The sequence below is a fragment of the Immundisolibacter cernigliae genome, from assembly GCF_001697225.1.
GTDB lineage: Bacteria > Pseudomonadota > Gammaproteobacteria > Immundisolibacterales > Immundisolibacteraceae > Immundisolibacter > Immundisolibacter cernigliae.
The window spans coordinates 958,599-975,657 of record NZ_CP014671.1; the positions used below are offsets into that span (position 1 = coordinate 958,599).

The following is a 17,059-nucleotide window of genomic DNA, read 5'->3' on the forward strand; positions in this document are numbered from 1 at the left end:
CGGCTCAGGGCTGCGCCCAGTTGCCAAGATCGGCATTCACGCCCTCGCCGCCTTCCTGGCCGTCGGCGCCGTAGCTCCAGATGTCGATCTCGCCGTGCAGGCCGGGGTTCAGGTACTGGTAGTCGCGGCCCCACGGGTCCTGCGGCATGCGATCCAGATACCCGCCGGCCTTCCAGTTGGGCGCCGGCGGCTCGCCGGAGGGCTTCTCGACCAGCGCCTTGAGGCCCTGGTCGGTGCCCGGATACACGTGGTTGTCCAGGCGGTACAGGTTCAGCGCCGCCTCGACGGCCTGGATGTCCTGGCGGGCCTTGATGACCCGCGCCTCGTCCGGGCGGCCCATGATCTTGGGCACCACCAATGCCGCCAGGATGCCCAGGATGACCACCACCACCATCACCTCGATGAGGGTAAAACCGCTCTCGCTCGATCGGTAAGCACGCATCACTTCACCAGTTGGTTGAGTTCGAAAATGGGCATCAGGATGGCCAGCACGATCACCAGCACAGCGCCGCCCATGGACAGGATCAGCGCCGGCTCGAACACGCCCAGCAGCACCGCCACGGTGTTCTGCAAGGCGCGCTCCTGCAGCGTGGCGGCGCGTTCGAGCATCGCCCCCAGTTCGCCGCCGGCCTCGCCGCTGGCGATCAGGCGCAGGCTCATGGCCGGCAGCAGGCGCTCGCGGCGCAGCGCCTGATTCAGCGCCGCGCCCTCGCGCACGCGCTCGGCCGCGGCCTCGAAGCCGGCGCGCAGGTGCCGGTTGCCGACCACCCGCGCCGCCACGCGCAGCGCATCGACCAGATTCACGCCGGCACCGACCAGCGTGCCCAGCGTGCCGGTGAAGCGCGCCTCGTCCAGACCCTTCATGAGCCGCCCGAGCAGCGGCAGGCGCAGCACACCGGCTGCAAACCGCAGCCGCAGCGCGGGCACGCGCAGCAGCAGTCGCATGCCGATCAACGCCGCCGCCAGCACCACCAGCAGCGCCGGCCCCCAGGTGCGCAGGAAGCCGCTGACCGCGATCATCGCGCGCGTGATCCACGGCAGCGCCTGGCCCATGCGGTCGAACACCTGCACGATTTCCGGCACGACGTAGGTCAGCAGGCCGATCACGACGGCGATCGACACCACCGTCAGCGTGGCCGGGTAGAACAGCGCCAGCATCACCCGCTGCTGCAGGGCCTGGCGCTGTTCCATGAAATCGGCCAGGCGATCCATGACCGGCCCCATGCGCCCGGCCGCCTCGCCGGCGCTGACCGCCGCGCGGTAATACTCGGCAAAGCTGTGCGGGTGCTCGGCCAGCGCGGCATTCAGGGAATGACCCTCCAGCACGCGGCTGCGCACGGCGGTCAGCACACGCTTCAGGCGCGGCGCCTCGGCCTGTTCGGCCACGCTGCGCAGGGTCTCTTCCAGCGGCAGGCCGCTGTCGACCATCACCGCCAGCTGGCGCGTCAGCAGCGCCAGTTCCTGGCCGTTCAGGTGCTCGCGGCGCAGCGAAAAGCCGGCCCCGGCGCGGCTGGCCCGCACCTCGGTCAGGTCCAGCGGCAGCAGACCCTGGCGGCGCAGCTCGGCACGCGCCAGGCGGGCCGAGTCGGCCTCGATCAGGCCGCGTGCATTGGCGCCGTCCGGACGCGCCGCGGTGTATTGATAGGCGGCCATGGTCACTGCATCTGCGTGACGCGCAGCAACTCGTCGAGACTGGTATCGCCGGCCAGCAGGCGGCGGCGGCCATCGTCGAACAGGCTGGGCGTGTGGCGCCGGGCGTGTTCTTCGAGCGCCGCCTCGGCGGCGCCGTCATGGATCAGCCCGCGCAGGGTCTCGTCCACCAGCACCAGGTCGTATACGCCGCTGCGGCCGCGGTAGCCGCTGTCCAGGCACTGCGCACAGCCGACGGCGGCGTGCAGGGTCGGTGGCGCCGCCGCATCGAGACCCAACAACGCGCACTCGCTGGCAGTGGCGGTATAGGCCCGCTTGCAGTGCGGGCACAGCTTGCGCACCAGGCGCTGGGCGATCACGCCGATCAGGCTGGAGGCCAGCAAAAACGGCTCGATACCCATGTCGCGCAGACGCGTGACGGCGCCGGCGGCCGTGTTGGTGTGCAGCGTGGACAGCACCAGATGGCCAGTCAGACTGGCCTGCACGGCGATTTGCGCCGTCTCCAGGTCGCGGATCTCGCCGACCATCACCACGTCCGGGTCCTGACGCAGGATGGCGCGCAGGCCGCGGGCGAAGCTCATGTCGATGCGCGGGTTGACTGGCACCTGGCCGATGCCGTCCAGGTAGTACTCGACCGGATCCTCGACGGTCAGGATGTTGCGCGAGCGGTCGTTCAGGCGCGTCAGCATGGCGTACAGGGACGTCGTCTTGCCCGAGCCGGTGGGGCCGGTCACCAGCAGGATGCCGTGCGGGCGGTGGATCAGCCCGTCCACCAGGCCGAGCAGGCTGTCCGGCAGACCCAGATGGGTCAGGTCCAGCCGCCCGGCCTGCTTGTCCAGCAGGCGCAGCACCACCCGCTCGCCGTGCGCCGAGGGGATGGTCGATACCCGCACGTCGACCGCGTGACCGGCCACGCGCAGCGAGATGCGGCCATCCTGCGGCAGACGCTTTTCGGCAATGTCCAGGCGCGCCATGACCTTGACGCGCGAGATGACCAGACTGGCCAGCGCCGGCTGCGGGCGCAGCACCTCGCGCAGCACGCCGTCGACCCGGAAGCGCACCACCAGGTGCTGCTCGAACGGCTCGATGTGGATGTCGGAAGCGCCCTCGCGGATGGCCTCGGCCAGCAGGGCGTTCAGCAGGCGGATGATCGGCGCGTCGTCGGCACTGTCGAGCAGATCCTGCGGTTGACTCAGCGCCTGCGCCAGGTCGTCCAGGTTCGCGCCGTCGCCGATGTCGTCGATCACCTGCGCGCTGGCGCGGCCGCCGTCCTCGTAGGCGCGGCGCAGCGCCGCCTCGAAGGCGTCGGCCGTGACCGCCTGCAGCCGCAGCGGACGCTGCAGCAAGCGCCGCACCTCGGCCAGCGTGTGCGCCTGCAGGCCGGGGCGGTGCAGCAGCGTGACCGCGTCCGGCCCACCGTCGTCGACCAGCACGCCGTGCCGGTTGGCGTAGGCGAACGGCAACCCGGGGACCGCCGGCGCGTCAGGGGGCGGCAGCGGCGGCGCCTTGGGCTCCACGCAGTACCTCCTCCAGCGCCGGCAGCATCGGCGCTGCACCCGGCGCCAGCTGTTCCCGGTCCTGGGCATCCAGCCGCTGCAGGCGCCGCAGGGCGTCGTACTTGTCGCCGGTGACGCGGGCGGTCACCTGGGCATCGCGCAGCACCTGCGGGCGGATGAACACCATCAGGTTGGTCTTGCCGCCGGTGGTCGAGCTGTAGCGGAACATGCGCCCGATCAGCGGAATGGAGCCCAGCACCGGCACCTGCGATTCGCTGCGCCGCAGGCTGCTGTCCATCAGGCCACCGAGCACCACCATCTGCTGGTCCTGCACCACCGCCGTGGTGGTGATGGCGCGCTTGTTGGTGATGATGTCCGAGCCGACCGTGGCATCGCTGATGGACGACACCTCCTGCGCAATCTCCAGCCGCACGGTGCCATCCTGGTTGATCTGCGGCTTGACCTTGAGCTTCAGGCCGATGTCCTCGCGCTGGATGGTCTGGAACGGCGCGTTGTCCACATTGGCCGGCGTGCTGTAGGAACCGGTGATGAACGGCACGTTCTGGCCGACGATGATCTCGGCCTCGTGGTTGTCGAGCGTCACCAGCGAGGGCGTGGACAGCACATTGCTGCCGGTATCGGCCTGCAGTGCCCGCACCAGCACGCCCATGGTGATGTTGGCGCCCAGGATGCTGCGCGTGCCGTCCAGAAATCCCAGATTCAGACCATCGCCCAGGTTGCCGAACGGATTCAGGTTGCTGCGATCCGCCCCGGCGCCGGTATTGTCGAAATTCGTGCCACCGATGACGCCGCGGTTGTTGTCGTAATCCACGCTGCCGCGCCACTGCACGCCAAGCTCGCGCGCCAGCGTGCTCGACACCTCCACCACCACCGCCTCCACCAGCAATTGCGCGCGCGGAATGTCCAGCTTCTGCACCACCGCCTCGATGGACGACCACAGCCTGGGCGGGGCGGAAACGATCAGGGCGTTGGTGCCCGGGTCCGACTGCACCGTGGACAGACCGCCCGAAGGATCGGTCTCGCCCTGAGCCGCGGGCACTTTCTGCAGGGCATTGATGACGCCCTCGAGCACCGATTTCATGTCCTCGGCGTTGGCATAACGCAGGTAGACGACGTGGATGTTGCCGCTGCGGTCGGCCTGCGGCAGGTCCAGATTGGCGATGATGGCGCGCAGGGCCAGGCGCGTGTCGCGACTGCCGCCGATCAGCACGCTGTTGCTGCGCTCGTCGGCCACGAAAGCGCCGCGCGCGTTGCCGCCTTCGCCGCCGGCGGTGCGCTGCTGCAGGGTTTCCAGCACGCGCACGACCTCGGTGGCGGTGGCGTTTTGCAGGGCCACCGTCTCCACGTCGCCGGTGGCTGGCAGGTCCATGCGGCGCACGATTTGCGCCAGGCGCTCCACGTTGGCGGCGGCGTCGGAAATGATCAGCGTGTTGCTGGCCGGCGCCGCCGCCAGGTGCGCGTCCTTCGATAGCAGCGGCCGCAGCACCGGCACCAGCGCTGCCGCCGGAACATTTTCGAGCTTGATCACCCGCGTCGCCGGGGCGTCGCCCCGTGCTTCCGGCGCAGCGCCAAAGGGCGCCTCGGTGCGGGCGCTGGTGTCCGGCAATATCTTGGTCATCGAACCGCTGGGCACGGCCACGAAACCGTTGACCTTCAGCACCGACAGGAACACCTCATACAGGGCGTCCTTGTCCAGTGGGCCGGGCGATACGACGTTGACCGTGCCCTTGACCCGGGGATCGACTATGAAACTGCGGCCGGTGGCCTCGGCCACCAGCTCCACCAGCGCCAGGATGTCGGCGTCCTTCAGGTTCAGCGTCACCGGCTCGGCTACCACAGTCAGCGCACACCAGGCCAGGAACAGTCCCGCCAGGCGGGCACGCAGCGCAGCAACGGTCATCGAAACCTTTTTCTCATCAGTTCGGCAGGGGTGGCCGCGCTCGCGGAGGGCGAGGCGGATTCAGGCACCTGCGGGCGCAGGAGCAACAACTCGCGCTGCCCGCGACGGCGCAGCAACACGCGATCGGCTTGAATCTCCAGCAACTGCGCATCCGCCGGCAGCTGCGCGCCGACGCGGTACAGCCGCTGCTGCTGGCCAGGCTCGCCGATCAGGGCGTAGCCTTCGGTTCCGGGCGCGAACCAGATGCCCCCCAGCACCAGGTTGGCCCGGGTTTCAGGCGCCGCCTGCGCCACGGCATCGGACGCCGGCTGACCGAACAGATGCCGGTCGATGATCAGCGACACATCCGCCCCGGACGGCGGCGCCACAGGCTCGGCCCGCACCGCAGCGGCCGGGCCTTCCAGGACCTCCTGCCGGCTGCGCCACAGGTCGAAGCCGGCCTGCGCCAGGAGCCCGGCAAACAGCACGGCAGCCACGCGTGCCGGTAAGCGCTGCGGCCCCGCGCTGCTCGCCACCTTCATGCCGTCTCAATCCTCCGGACGCTGGCGCGCGGCGCGAGCGGTTTCGAACCAGGGCGCTATGCTCGCCGCGGACCTTTACAGTTCCCTTACAGTCGCTGCGCCGGTTCCCGGCAGCAGGATGCACTCGCCGCCTCATCGGCGGACCGCCGCGGCCGTTCGGTAACACAAATGAAACAGCCCAAGATTTCAGCTGCATCCGGTCGGACGCACGACCGGATTGGGCTCACATAGCCGCCCTGCCCCTCCTGCGCGCGGTCTGGCCCGCTGTCGCCAGATTGCGATCCGCCTTCCCGGCGCTCCCATCCGGCTCATGACGAACCGTTCATAATGCCGTTCCACCCATCAGTCGGACCGCCCATCGTGAGCTTTGCACCGCTGCGCCTGAAACGTAACGAAGAGCGGCGCCTGCGTGCCGGGCATCTGTGGGTGTTCAGCAACGAGGTGGACATCGCCGCCACGCCGCTGACGGCCTTTTCACCCGGGCAACTGGTCACCATCGAGAGTTCCCGTGGCGGGCCGCTGGGCACCGCTTACGTCAACCCGCGTTCACTGATCTGCGCGCGTCTGCTGTCGCGCCGGGTGCTGGGCAACGCCGATGCAGTGACGGCACTGCTGCAACGGCGCCTGGCCGACGCGCTGACGCTGCGCCAGCGCCTGTACCGCACGCCGCATTACCGTCTGGTCCACGCCGAGGGCGACGGCCTGCCGGGCCTGGTGGTGGACCGCTACGGCGACCACCTGGTGATGCAGGTCAGCACCGCCGGCACGGAAGCCCTGCGCGACGCTGTCGTCGGCGCCCTGGTCGAGCTGCTCCAGCCGGCCGGCATCCTGGCCCGCAACGACGGCTTCGGACGCGAGCTGGAAGGCCTCGCTACCGGCGACCCGCAGGTGTTGTACGGCAGCGTGCCCGAGTTCGGCCAGGTGCTGGAGGGTGGGCTCGACTTCACGGTACCGCTGCACGGCGGCCAGAAATCCGGCTGGTACTTCGACCAGCGGCCAAATCGCGAGCGCCTGCGTGCCTACGTCGGCGACGGCCGGGTGCTGGACGGGTTCTCGTATGTCGGCGCCTGGGGTCTGCAGGCCGCCGCCGCCGGCGCCACGCAGGTGCTGTGCGTGGACGCCTCAGCCCCGGCATTGGCATTGCTCAGCGACAACGCGCAGCGCAATGGCTTGGGCAACACCGTCGAAACCCGCCAGGGCGATGCCTTCGACGTGCTGGCCTCCCTGCTGGACGCCGGCGAGCGTTTCGATCTGGTCGCTGTCGACCCGCCGGCCTTCATCAAGCGCAAGCGCGATGCCGAGGCCGGCATGGAGGCCTACCAGCGCCTGAATCGCCTGGCCATGCAGCTGGTCGTGCCGGGCGGCTTTCTGGTCAGTGCGTCCTGCTCACATCACCTGCCGGAGGCCGATTTCCGGGATCTGCTGCGCCGCGCGGCGCTGCCCCTGAACCGCCGCCTGCAGATGCTGGAACGCGGCCACCAGGGCGCCGACCATCCGCAGATGCCGGGCATGCCGGAGGCCGATTACCTGAAAGTGGCGTTCTGCCGCGTGTTGTAGGGGCCGGCCCGTGGCGTTCGAACTGCACATCGGACACCCCCTGGCGGCGGAGCTGCTGCGTTTGCTGCAGGACGAAATCGGCGGCGCGCTGGGCGAGCTGGCTGATATACCAGATGAGGCAGCCATACACGCCGCCCGCCGGCACATAAAGAAAGCCCGCGCAACCCTGCGCCTGCTGGGCGGCAATGCGCATCACCACTCGCTGGCCGGCTGCGAAGGCGGATTACGCGCCGCCGGTCGTGCCCTGGCACCCAGCCGCGACGCCGCCGTGCTGCTGCGCACGATCGACGCGCTGAGCAGGGCGCGCCCGCCGAAGGCGACTGCCAGTGCCCTGCAGGCCTTGCGCCAGGCCTGGCAGGCACCCGGCACCCCACAGCTGGACGCCGGGGACCTGACAGCCGCGCGCCTCGCGCTGCAGGAATCCGCCGCCACACTGACCGAGCATGCGGCAGGCGCCTGGGATTTCGACACGCTGGCGCGGGGATTCGCCGCCAACTACCGCGCGGGCCGCCGCGCCCTGAAACGGGCGCTGCGCAGTCCCGACGCCGAGCGCCTGCACGCCCTGCGCCGGCAGCTGAAACATCACCTCTACCACCTGCGCCTGCTGCGACCGCTGTGGCCCGGGCCGCTGGGCGCCCTGCATGCGCAGGCCGACCGGGCCGCGGAGCTGCTCGGCCTGCACCACGACTGCGCCGTGCTGCGCGAGCGGCTTGCCGGCAGCACCCTGCCGCCGGCCGACCGGATACGCGTGGACACGCTCGCGGCGAAGCGCCAGGACAGCCTGGCGCCCGAGGCGCTTGACATCTGCCAGCGGCTTTACACCGAAGGCGGCGGCAGCTACAGGCGCCGCCTGAAGACCTGGTGGCGGTGCGCCACGCGAGCGCGATGATCGCCCGGCATAGCCGGGCTCCTACAGTTTTCCGATAGGGCCCAAAATCAGCGGCTTACCGACGCCGATCCTGGCGGCGCGTCCCTGCGCCGCGCGCCGACCTCAGAACGCAAACTGCCAGCCTGCATTCAGGGTCCAGTCATTGGCCGGCTGCGGGTCGTCAAGTTCCTGATACACCGGGCGCAGAAACTCCAGCGTCGGACGCTGGCCCTGCCGGGCGCCGCAAGGCGCAGATGCATGCCGATGAATTCGGCGCGGGAGTGTGGCCAGCCGGCGCGCATTTGAGAATGCGACATACTGTCGCAGCGGGCATTCGCGGGAGCACAGACGATGCAGCTGTATGGCTATTTCCGGTCCGGCAACACGCGCAAGGTGCGGCTGTGCCTGGCGGAGCTGGGAGTCCACTGCGAGCTGGTGACGGTGGATCTGGCGGCCGGGGAACAACGTTCCGCGGACTATCTGCGGCTGAATCCGAACGGCGTGGTGCCGACGCTGGTGGACGGCGAGCTGGTGCTGTGGGAGTCGTCGGCCATCCTGCTGTACCTGGCCGAGAAATACCCGCATGGCCAGCTGTTGCCGCAGGCGCTCGACGAGCGCGCCCGCGTCTACAAGTGGCTGGTGTGGCAACCGGCCACCTTCAACCCGCCGCGCCAGCGCCTGACAGCGGAAATGGCCAAACCCGAAGCGGCGCGCGACGCACAGGCGATCGCCGCGCTGCGCGCAACCGTCGACCGGAACCTGGAAATCCTGGCCGAGGCGCTGGGCGGTAACGATTACCTGCTCGGCCGTTACACGCTGGCCGATCTGGTGATGCTGCCGCACCTGGCGGCACTGCGTGATGCGGGCCTTGCCCTGCCGGGCACCGTGCATCGGTATCTGGATCGCCTGGCGGCCCGACCGGCCTGGCAGGCAATCCAGAACTGGCCGGGCTGAAAAGCCGCCGGATCGCACAGCGAAGCTGCGCTCCTACACTGAGCTGCGGCCACGGCCGGGATCGGTTGTAGGAGCCCGGCTTGCCGGGCGATCAGACAAACAATCACGCAGCGAAGCTGTGCTCCTACATTGCGGGGCGGAGCCTCAACCCAGCTCGCACAGCAGGTCGCCGGCGCGCACCGTGTCGCCGACCTGCACCGCCAGACGCTTGACCAGGCCGGCATGCGGCGCCGCCACCAGATTGACCATCTTCATGGCCTCAGTGGTGACCAGCCGCGCGCCGGCGGCCACCGCCTCGCCCTCCCGCACGTGCAGCGCCGCGATCTTGCCGGCCATGGGCGCGGCGATGTGGTTGGCATTGTCCGGGTCGGCGCGCTCGCGCTGCTGTCGCTTGCCGGCCACCGAGCGGTCCTGGATGACCACGTCGCGGCGGCGGCCATTGAGCTCGAAGAACACCTGCCGCGTGCCGTCCGGTTCCATTTCGCCAATCGCCAGCAGCTTGACGATCAGGGTCTTGCCCTCGTCGATGGTGACCACGCCCTCCTCGCCGGGCTTGAGGCCATAGAAGAAGATCGGCGTGTCGATGACCGACACGTCCCCGCAGCGCTCGACGAAACGCGCGTAGTCGCGAAACACCTGCGGAAACATGGCCTGTGCCACCAGGTCCTCGTCGCTCAACTTGCGATGGCCGGAGGCCTTGCGCGCGGCCTCGAAGTCGTAGGCTTTCAGCAGCGCGCCGGGGCGCTTCTTGAGCGGCTTCTCGCCCTTGAGCACCGCCTTTTGCAGCGCCCTGGGAAAGCCGCCATCCGGCTGGCCCATGCGACCGGCCAAAAGATCGACGAAGGCATCCGGGAACGCCAGTTCCGCGCCGCGGGCGATGACATCGTCCGGCGTGAGGTCGTTCTGCACCATGAACAGCGCCATGTCGCCGACCGCCTTGGACGAGGGCGTCACCTTGACGATGTCGCCCAGCATGTCGTTGACCATGCGGTAGGCGCGCTTGACCTCGTCCCAGCGCTCGCCAAGACCCATCGAGATGGCCTGGGTGCGGAAGTTCGAATACTGGCCGCCGGGCATTTCGTGCTCGTAGACGTCGGCCGAGCCGGCCTTGAGGCCACACTCGAACGGCGCATAGGCCTCGCGCGCCACCTCCCAGTAATCGGCCAGCGCCTGCAGGCCGTGCGGGTCGATGCCGGTGGCCCGCTCGCCGCTGGCCAGGGCATAGACCAGCGCGTTCAGCGACGGCTGCGAAGTGGTGCCGGACATGGACGACAGCGCGCCATCGACGATGTCCACCCCGGCCCGCGCCGCCTCCAGCAGCGTGGCGACGGCGTTGCCGGCGGTGTCGTGGGTGTGCAGGTGCACGGGCAGATCGACGGCGTTTTTCAGCTCCGTGACCAGAATCCGCGCCGCGTCGGGCTTCAGCAGCCCGGCCATGTCCTTGATGGCCAGGATGTGCGCGCCGGCGCGCTCGATCTGCCGTGCCCGCTCCACGTAGTACGGCAGCGTGAACTTGCTGCGTTTGCCGTCGCTGATGTCGCCGCTGTAGCAGACGGCGGCCTCGGCGACCTTGCCACACTCCACGACCTTGTCGATGCTCGGGCGCAGGTTTTCGACCTGATTGAGGCAGTCGAAGATGCGGAACACGTCGATGCCGTTGCCGGCCGCCAGCTCGATGAAGCGCGCCACCACGTTGTCCGGGTAGTTGGCGTAACCGACCGCGTTGCCGGCGCGCAGCAGCATCTGCAGCAGCGTGCCCGGCATGCGTCGGCGCAGCACGCGCAGCCGCTGCCACGGGTCCTCATGCAGGAAGCGGTAGGCAACATCGAAGGTGGCCCCGCCCCACATCTCGTGCGAAAAGAAGCCGGCCGTCAGGTGCGCCGTGGCATGCGCCACGCGCTCGATGTCGTAGCTGCGCACGCGCGTGGCCAGCAGCGACTGGTGCGCATCGCGAAAGGTGGTGTCGGTCAGCAGGACGGATTTTTGCTCCAGCACCCAGCGGGCGAGTCCCGCCGCGCCCTGCTTCTGGAACGCCGCGAACGCCGGCGAGGTCGGCGGCGCCTCGTGCGTCACTTTCGGCAGCGGCGCGGCATGCACGAGCTTGGGGATCAGCGCCCGGTCCACCTCCGGCGCGCCGTTGACGATCACGTCACCCAAATAGGCCAGCAGCTTGTTGGCGCGGTCCTGGCGCGGGCGGAAGCGGAACAGCTCCGGGTGGTCCTCGATGAAGGTGGTGTCGCACTCGCCCTTCAGGAAGGTCTCGTTCTGCAACACGTTTTCCAGGAACGGGATGTTCGTCTTCACGCCGCGGATGCGGAACTCGCGCAGCGCGCGCAGCGCCTTGGCCGCCGCCTGGTCGAAATCCAGCGCGAAGGCCGACACCTTGATCAGCAGCGAGTCGTAATGCGGCGACACCACCGCACCCTCGAAGCCGGAACCGGCGTCGAGGCGAATGCCGAAGCCCTCGCCGGCCCGAAAGGCCGTGATCTGGCCGGTGTCCGGGGCAAAGTTGTTGGCCGGATCCTCGGTGGTGATGCGCACCTGGATGGCGCAGCCGCGGCGCTCGACGGCCTGCTGGCTGGGGATGCGGATGGCGTCCGAGTCCAGGCGATGGCCCTCCGCGACGCGAATCTGCGCCTGCACCAGGTCGCGGCCCGTAATCAGCTCGGTGATGGTGTGCTCGACCTGGATGCGCGGGTTGACCTCGATGAAGTAATGCCGGCCCTGGCGATCGAGCAGAAACTCCACCGTGCCGGCGTTGCTGTAGTCCACCGCGGCGCAGATCTTCAGCGCGTCCGCGCACAGGGCCTGGCGCTGCGCCTCGCTCAGCGTGAAGGCCGGGGCAATCTCGACCACCTTCTGGTGGCGGCGCTGCACCGAGCAGTCGCGCTCGAAAAGGTGCACGCGGTTGCCGTGGCGGTCGCCCAGAATCTGCACCTCGATGTGCTTGGGGCCTTCCAGATACCGCTCGATGAACACCTTGGCGCTGCCGAAGGCGGCCTGGGCCTCGGCCTGCGAGCGGGCCAGCGCGTCGCGCAGGCCGGCCTCGTCGCGCACGATGCTCATGCCCCGCCCGCCGCCGCCCATGGCCGCCTTCACGATCAGCGGATAGCCCGCCTCGGCGGCAAAGGCCAGCGCCTGTGCCTGCGTCTGGACCGCGCCGTCGGTGCCGGGAATGACCGGCACGCCGGCGCGGATGGCGACGTCGCGGGCGTAGACCTTGTCGCCCATCGATTCGAGCACCTGCGACGAGGGCCCCACGAAAACGATGCCGGCCGCCTCGCAGGCGCGCGCGAAGTCGGCGTTCTCCGACAGGAAACCATAGCCGGGGTGGATGGCGTCCACCTCGCGAGCCAGCGCCAGCTCGATGATCTCCTCGAAATCCAGATAGGCGCGCACCGGCTCCTTGCCGACGCCGACCAGGTAAGCCTCGTCCGCCTTGTAACGGTGCAGGTGCAGGCGGTCCTGCTCGGAATAGATGGCCACCGTCTGGATGCCCATTTCCGTGCAGGCGCGAAACACGCGAATCGCGATCTCGCCTCGGTTGGCGACCAGCAGCTTGCGGAAGCGGCGCGGCGCAGGGTGTTTGCTGCCGGTTTTCGGCATGGATGTCGACCTCGGGGAAACCACTGAATGACAAGCGACAACGGCTCGCCCGGCGACGACCGGGAACCGTCGAACTGTGTGTGCAAAAGCGATGCCAGCATAGCAGCGGGGGGCTGCCCGCTGACCCACGTGATCACGCAGCCGCTGCAAGGCATCAAACAACGTCGCAGCGCAGCCTTGCGCTGCGCTGCGCTGCGCTGCGACGCGGGGCAATGCCCCTCAAGCCGCCTTCAGGTCTTCCTCGACAATGGCGCCGGCACCGAGCAGCGCGTCCCGAATGCGCTCCTTGGTGGCCTCGTCGCAGGTCGGCGCCAGCGGCGGGCGACACACGCCCATCCTGAAGCCCAGCAGTTCCATCCAGTACTTGATCGGCGCCAGGGCGTAGGTGTTGCGCGTGACCAGCGGCATCATGAAGACCTCAGTCAGCAGGTCGCGCATGGGTTCGAGTTCGCGGTAGATGGGCAGCGCCTCGTTGAAGTTGCCGGCGTTGGCCAGTTCCACCAGTTCGAAGAAGCGGTTGCGCTTGCGGCCATACATGATGACTTCGAGCGTGCCGAAGATGCACTGGGCGCCGTGCACGATGCGGTCCCACAGATAGAACGACTCCATCGGCTCGGTGACCACGATGCGGTCGCCGCACAGCTTGCGCATGGCGATGCTGTCGGCCGGGTTGCTGACGCCGTTCTTGATGCCGACGATCATCGGCAGGTCGGCCAGGCGGTTGATCAGGCCGTGGTTGAGCACCACGCCGGCGGTCGGCGTCTGGTAGAGCACGATGGCCAGCGGGCTGTGGTCGTTCAAATACTTGTAGTAGCCGTAAAGATCGGCATCCGAGCGCAGCTGGATGACCGGATTGATGACCTCGATCAGGTCGTAGCCGAGCTTGTCCAGGAACTTGGCCTTCTCGATCACCGTGAACGGCGAGGGATCCAGAATCACCGAAGTCAGCATCATGCGGCCGCGGTTGGCGCTGGCGCAGATTTCCGTGTAGCGGTTCCACTCGGCCGGGGTCATGTTCCAGCCCTCGGCCATGTTGCCGCCGGTCATCAGGCCGTACAGGCCGATCTCGGCATATTTGTCGACGTTATAGGCAAGGCCCGCCTCGTCCAGGCTGAAATCCGCCTTGAACGGGGTGGTCGGGGCATTGGTGGAACCGACCATGTGCTGGCGGGCCCACTGCTTGGCTTCCTGGCTTGTGTACTTGGCCATCGGGTTTCTCCTCGTGAACGGGAAACCGCATGGTATAGCCGGTGGCCGATAATCGTCGCGGCGGATCGCGATACCGAAAAAGCATGGAGATCGAGGCGATGCAGGAATTTTTAGTCGTACTGCCGCAAACGACGGCCGAGTACCACGCGCACGTGTATTTCGACCCCGCCACCCGCCCGGCGGCAGCCTGGCTGCGCGAGGAACTGGAACGCCGCTTCCCGGTGCGCATGGGCCGCTGGCGCGAGCAGCCGGTCGGCCCGCACAGCAAGCCGATGTATCAGGTGGCCTTCGGGCCGGAGCTGTTCGGGCAGGTGGTGCCGTTTCTGATGCTCAATCGCCAGGGCCTGGACATCCTGATCCACCCCGAGTCGGGCCTGGGCCACGCCGACGATCACGCCGTGCGCTGCGCCTGGCTGGGCGACAAGCTGCCGCTGGACATCGCGTTTCTGGAGCGCATCGACGCCGGCGAGCTGCCCGCGTGAGTGGATTCACCCGGCGCCTGATCGAGCGCAGCTGGCAGCGGCGCTGGTGCCTGTGGCTGCCGCCGTTTCCGCTGCTGCTGGCGCCGGCGGCCCTGTTTGGCGCCACAGTGGCGCTGCGCCGGGGTCTTTATCGGCGCAGTCTGCTGCCGCGCACGCGCCTGCCGGTGCCGGTGATCGTGGTCGGCAACATCGGCGTCGGCGGCAACGGCAAGACGCCGTTCACGCAGTGGCTGGTGCAACTGCTGCAGGATCGAGGCTACCGGCCGGCGGTCCTGAGCCGTGGTTACGGCGCCCGCAAGGGGCCACGGCCGCTGCGCGTGGACGCGTCGCTCAGCGCCACCGAGTGCGGTGACGAGCCGCTGCTGCTGGCGCAGGCCACCGGCGCGCCGGTGTACGTGGACGCCAACCGCGTCCGCGCCGGGCGCCGCGCCATCGCCGACGGCGCCGATGTGCTGGTGTGCGACGACGGCCTGCAGCATTACCGCCTGCGGCGGGATGTCGAAATCGTGCTGGTCGACGGACAGCGACGTTTCGGCAACGGCCTGCCGCTGCCGGCCGGGCCGCTGCGGGAGCCGCGCTCGCGCCTGACCGAGGCGGACTTCGTGGTGGTCAAGGGCGAGGGCAAGGCCGGCGAGGTCAGCATGCAGTTCGTCAACTTTCGCCTGCGGCGCCTGCAGAACGGCGCGCTGTTCGAGCCGGGCACCTTCGCCGGACGGACGGTGCACGCCATCGCCGGCATCGCGGCACCGGACGGGTTCTTCGACAGCTTGCGACGCCTGGGCATGATCGTGATCGAGCATCCGCAGCCGGACCATGCCGTTTTAGGCGCACAGATGCTGGATTTTGGTGACGATCTGGCGGTCGTGATGACCGGAAAGGATGCCGTAAAATGCCAGCCGTTCGCCCATTCGCGCTGCTACGCGCTGGATTTCGACGTCCGGCTCGATGATGCCTTCGCCGCCCGCCTGCTGGAGAAACTCGGCCGTGGACAAAAAACTGCTCGACATCCTGGTCTGTCCGCTGTGCAAGGGCCCGCTGGTGTATGACGCCAAGGCGCTGGAATTGATCTGCAAGGTCGATCGGCTGGCCTACGCCATCGTCGACGACATTCCGGTGATGCTGATCGACGAGGCGCGCCAGATTCCGGCCGAGGTCGAGCTGTAGGCCCGCGCATGGACTTCACGGTCATCATCCCGGCCCGTTACGCGGCCACGCGCCTGCCGGGCAAGCCGCTGGCGGACCTGGGCGGCCGGCCGCTGCTGCAGTGGGTTCACGAACGCGCGCTGGCCAGCGGCGCGGCGCGGGTGGCGGTGGCGACCGACGATGCCCGCATCGAGGCCGCCGCGCGGGCCTTTGGCGCCGAAGTCGTGATGACCTCGCCCGAGCACCGCAGCGGCACCGACCGCATCGCCGATGCGGCCCGCCAGCTCGGCCTGCCGGACGATGCCCTGGTGGTGAACGTGCAGGGCGACGAGCCACTGATGCCGCCGCCGCTGATCCGCCAGGTGGCCGGCAATCTGGCTGCGCATCCGGCCGCCGACATGGCGACCCTGAGCCAGCGCATCCTGACCCTGTCCGATCTGGCCAGCCCGCACGTGGTGAAGGTGGTCTGCGACCGCGAGGGCTATGCGCTTTACTTCAGCCGGGCGCTGATCCCGCAGCCGCGCGACGGCATGCCGGAAGCGGAACATCTGGCCGACGCGGTCCCCGGCTGGCAGCGGCACATCGGCATCTACGCGTATCGCGTGGGCTTCCTGCGCGCCTTCGTGCACTGGCCGCCGGCCGCCATCGAAAGCACCGAAATGCTGGAACAGCTGCGCGCGCTGTGGAACGGCGCCAGCATCCACGTGGCCGAGGCCTGTGCGCCGGCGCCGGTCGGCGTGGACACGCCAGACGACCTGGCGCGCCTGCGCGAGCGGGTCGCCCAAGGCGGCTGAAACCGCCACGGCGGCTCAGGCCGCGCCGCGCTCCCACTCGAAGCGCGGCAGCTCCAGGAAGGCCCGTTTCAGGCCCTCGTTCCAGCCCTGCTGTACGCCCATGTACAGCGGCGAGTCGCCGGCCAGGCTCAGGCGGCGGCTGACGCGCAGCTCACCGGCCACGCAGATGGCCACATCCAGCGGCGGTCCGACCGAGATGTTGGCGCGGATGGTCGAGTCCAGCGACACCAGCGCGCAGCGGGCTGCGTCGTCGAGCGTGGTGTCGGCCGCAATGATGCGGTCCAGGATCGGCTTGCCGTACTTGGTCTCGCCGGTTTGCAAATACGGCGTTTCCGGGGTGGCGCTGATGTAGTTGCCCTGCGGGTAGACCAGACAGATTTCATGACCGGCTCCCGCCACCTCACCGCCGATGATGAAGCTCGCCTCGGCGCTCACGCCGCTGCGCTCGAGCGCATCCGCGTGTTCCTTCTGGACGCGGTAGCTCACGTCGCCCAGATGCTCGGCGGCCTCGAAGACGTCGGCGACGGCGCCCAGACCGACGCCGGCCGGGTCCTTGAACTCGCGTCGCAGGCTGTGGATCACCGCCTGGCTGGTGGCCAGGTTGCCGGCACTGAGCACCACGAACACCCGCTCACCGGGCCGCTCGAACACGTGCATCTTGCTGTAGGTGCTGACCTGGTCGACGCCGGCATTGGTGCGCGAGTCGGATGCGAACACCAGGCCGGCGTTGACCTTGACGCCGACGCAGTAGGTCATGGGGGGTCTCGCGCTGAATGGGCCGGGGATTATAGGGAAACGCCGGGGCGCTTTCATTTATCCGGCAAGTCCGGAATCATGCGATCTGACCAAACAGCCGGG

Annotated in this window: 15 protein-coding genes; 7 read left to right on the forward strand and 8 right to left on the reverse strand. The window is 68.9% G+C overall.

From position 1 onward, the window contains the following. Nucleotides 1-4: 4 nt before the first annotated feature. From gspG to PG2T_RS04545, 5 genes are read right to left on the reverse strand one after another with little or no spacing between them, the layout of a single operon-like run. Entirely contained in the window at nt 5-442 is a 438-nt protein-coding gene (gspG, locus tag PG2T_RS04525) for a type II secretion system major pseudopilin GspG (RefSeq protein WP_068803026.1), read from the reverse strand. Next, complete coding sequence (gspF, locus tag PG2T_RS04530; protein ID WP_068803027.1) at nt 442-1,653, reverse strand: type II secretion system inner membrane protein GspF; 1,212 nt, start codon at nt 1,651-1,653, stop codon at nt 442-444. Before gspF ends, gspG begins: the two co-directional genes overlap by 1 nt. A 2-nt stretch (nt 1,654-1,655) precedes the next feature. After that, nucleotides 1,656-3,167: a type II secretion system ATPase GspE gene (gspE, locus tag PG2T_RS04535; protein WP_236953295.1), complete on the reverse strand. Its 1,512-nt coding sequence runs from the start codon at nt 3,165-3,167 to the stop codon at nt 1,656-1,658. Next, nucleotides 3,133-5,067, reverse strand: coding sequence for a type II secretion system secretin GspD (gspD, locus tag PG2T_RS04540; RefSeq protein WP_068803028.1), 1,935 nt, complete (start codon nt 5,065-5,067; stop codon nt 3,133-3,135). The genes gspE and gspD overlap by 35 nt, the downstream gene beginning before the upstream one ends. Continuing rightward, nucleotides 5,064-5,588: a type II secretion system protein N gene (locus tag PG2T_RS04545; protein WP_068803029.1), complete on the reverse strand. Its 525-nt coding sequence runs from the start codon at nt 5,586-5,588 to the stop codon at nt 5,064-5,066. The genes gspD and PG2T_RS04545 overlap by 4 nt, the downstream gene beginning before the upstream one ends. A 360-nt stretch (nt 5,589-5,948) precedes the next feature. Here PG2T_RS04545 and PG2T_RS04550 point away from each other — a divergent pair, with 360 nt between their 5' ends. From PG2T_RS04550 to PG2T_RS04560, 3 genes are all read left to right on the forward strand, one after another. Further along, nucleotides 5,949-7,145: a class I SAM-dependent rRNA methyltransferase gene (locus PG2T_RS04550; RefSeq protein WP_202816422.1), complete on the forward strand. Its 1,197-nt coding sequence runs from the start codon at nt 5,949-5,951 to the stop codon at nt 7,143-7,145. Nucleotides 7,146-7,155: 10 nt separating this feature from the next. Beyond that, nucleotides 7,156-8,034: a CHAD domain-containing protein gene (locus PG2T_RS04555; protein ID WP_068803031.1), complete on the forward strand. Its 879-nt coding sequence runs from the start codon at nt 7,156-7,158 to the stop codon at nt 8,032-8,034. A 330-nt stretch (nt 8,035-8,364) separates the two neighbouring features. Further along, nucleotides 8,365-8,967: a glutathione S-transferase family protein gene (locus PG2T_RS04560; protein ID WP_068803032.1), complete on the forward strand. Its 603-nt coding sequence runs from the start codon at nt 8,365-8,367 to the stop codon at nt 8,965-8,967. Nucleotides 8,968-9,111: 144 nt separating this feature from the next. Here PG2T_RS04560 and PG2T_RS04565 read toward each other — a convergent pair whose 3' ends face one another. Together PG2T_RS04565 and PG2T_RS04570 are read right to left on the reverse strand one after the other, a co-directional pair. Then, nucleotides 9,112-12,573, reverse strand: coding sequence for a pyruvate carboxylase (locus PG2T_RS04565; RefSeq protein ID WP_068803033.1), 3,462 nt, complete (start codon nt 12,571-12,573; stop codon nt 9,112-9,114). Nucleotides 12,574-12,792: 219 nt separating this feature from the next. Next, entirely contained in the window at nt 12,793-13,782 is a 990-nt protein-coding gene (locus tag PG2T_RS04570; protein WP_068803034.1) for a dihydrodipicolinate synthase family protein, read from the reverse strand. A gap of 83 nt (nt 13,783-13,865) precedes the next feature. On the opposite strand from PG2T_RS04570, the gene PG2T_RS04575 reads away from it, so the two are divergent. From PG2T_RS04575 to kdsB, 4 genes are read left to right on the forward strand one after another with little or no spacing between them, the layout of a single operon-like run. Continuing rightward, nucleotides 13,866-14,264, forward strand: coding sequence for a DOPA 4,5-dioxygenase family protein (locus tag PG2T_RS04575; protein ID WP_236953296.1), 399 nt, complete (start codon nt 13,866-13,868; stop codon nt 14,262-14,264). Next, entirely contained in the window at nt 14,261-15,310 is a 1,050-nt protein-coding gene (lpxK, locus tag PG2T_RS04580; protein ID WP_202816423.1) for a tetraacyldisaccharide 4'-kinase, read from the forward strand. Before PG2T_RS04575 ends, lpxK begins: the two co-directional genes overlap by 4 nt. Next, the gene (locus PG2T_RS04585) at nt 15,249-15,428 is read left to right on the forward strand and encodes a Trm112 family protein (protein ID WP_068803035.1); all 180 of its coding nucleotides are present in this window, start codon (nt 15,249-15,251) and stop codon (nt 15,426-15,428) included. Before lpxK ends, PG2T_RS04585 begins: the two co-directional genes overlap by 62 nt. A gap of 8 nt (nt 15,429-15,436) precedes the next feature. After that, nucleotides 15,437-16,201: a 3-deoxy-manno-octulosonate cytidylyltransferase gene (gene kdsB / locus PG2T_RS04590; RefSeq protein ID WP_068803036.1), complete on the forward strand. Its 765-nt coding sequence runs from the start codon at nt 15,437-15,439 to the stop codon at nt 16,199-16,201. Between the two features lie 15 nt (nt 16,202-16,216). Here the strand turns inward: kdsB and PG2T_RS04595 are convergent, their stop codons facing one another. Next, nucleotides 16,217-16,957: a proteasome-type protease gene (locus PG2T_RS04595; RefSeq protein WP_068803037.1), complete on the reverse strand. Its 741-nt coding sequence runs from the start codon at nt 16,955-16,957 to the stop codon at nt 16,217-16,219. Nucleotides 16,958-17,059 lie beyond the last annotated feature (102 nt).

Coding starts and splice junctions, on each gene's coding strand:
- kdsB (WP_068803036.1), top strand. CDS start 15,437: ATGGACTTCACGGTCATCATCCCGGCCCGTTACGCGGCCACGCGCCTG.
- gspG (WP_068803026.1), bottom strand. CDS start 442: ATGCGTGCTTACCGATCGAGCGAGAGCGGTTTTACCCTCATCGAGGTG.
- PG2T_RS04570 (WP_068803034.1), bottom strand. CDS start 13,782: ATGGCCAAGTACACAAGCCAGGAAGCCAAGCAGTGGGCCCGCCAGCAC.
- PG2T_RS04565 (WP_068803033.1), bottom strand. CDS start 12,573: ATGCCGAAAACCGGCAGCAAACACCCTGCGCCGCGCCGCTTCCGCAAG.
- PG2T_RS04545 (WP_068803029.1), bottom strand. CDS start 5,588: ATGAAGGTGGCGAGCAGCGCGGGGCCGCAGCGCTTACCGGCACGCGTG.
- gspF (WP_068803027.1), bottom strand. CDS start 1,653: ATGGCCGCCTATCAATACACCGCGGCGCGTCCGGACGGCGCCAATGCA.
- gspD (WP_068803028.1), bottom strand. CDS start 5,067: ATGACCGTTGCTGCGCTGCGTGCCCGCCTGGCGGGACTGTTCCTGGCC.
- PG2T_RS04595 (WP_068803037.1), bottom strand. CDS start 16,957: ATGACCTACTGCGTCGGCGTCAAGGTCAACGCCGGCCTGGTGTTCGCA.
- PG2T_RS04575 (WP_236953296.1), top strand. CDS start 13,866: ATGGAGATCGAGGCGATGCAGGAATTTTTAGTCGTACTGCCGCAAACG.
- PG2T_RS04560 (WP_068803032.1), top strand. CDS start 8,365: ATGCAGCTGTATGGCTATTTCCGGTCCGGCAACACGCGCAAGGTGCGG.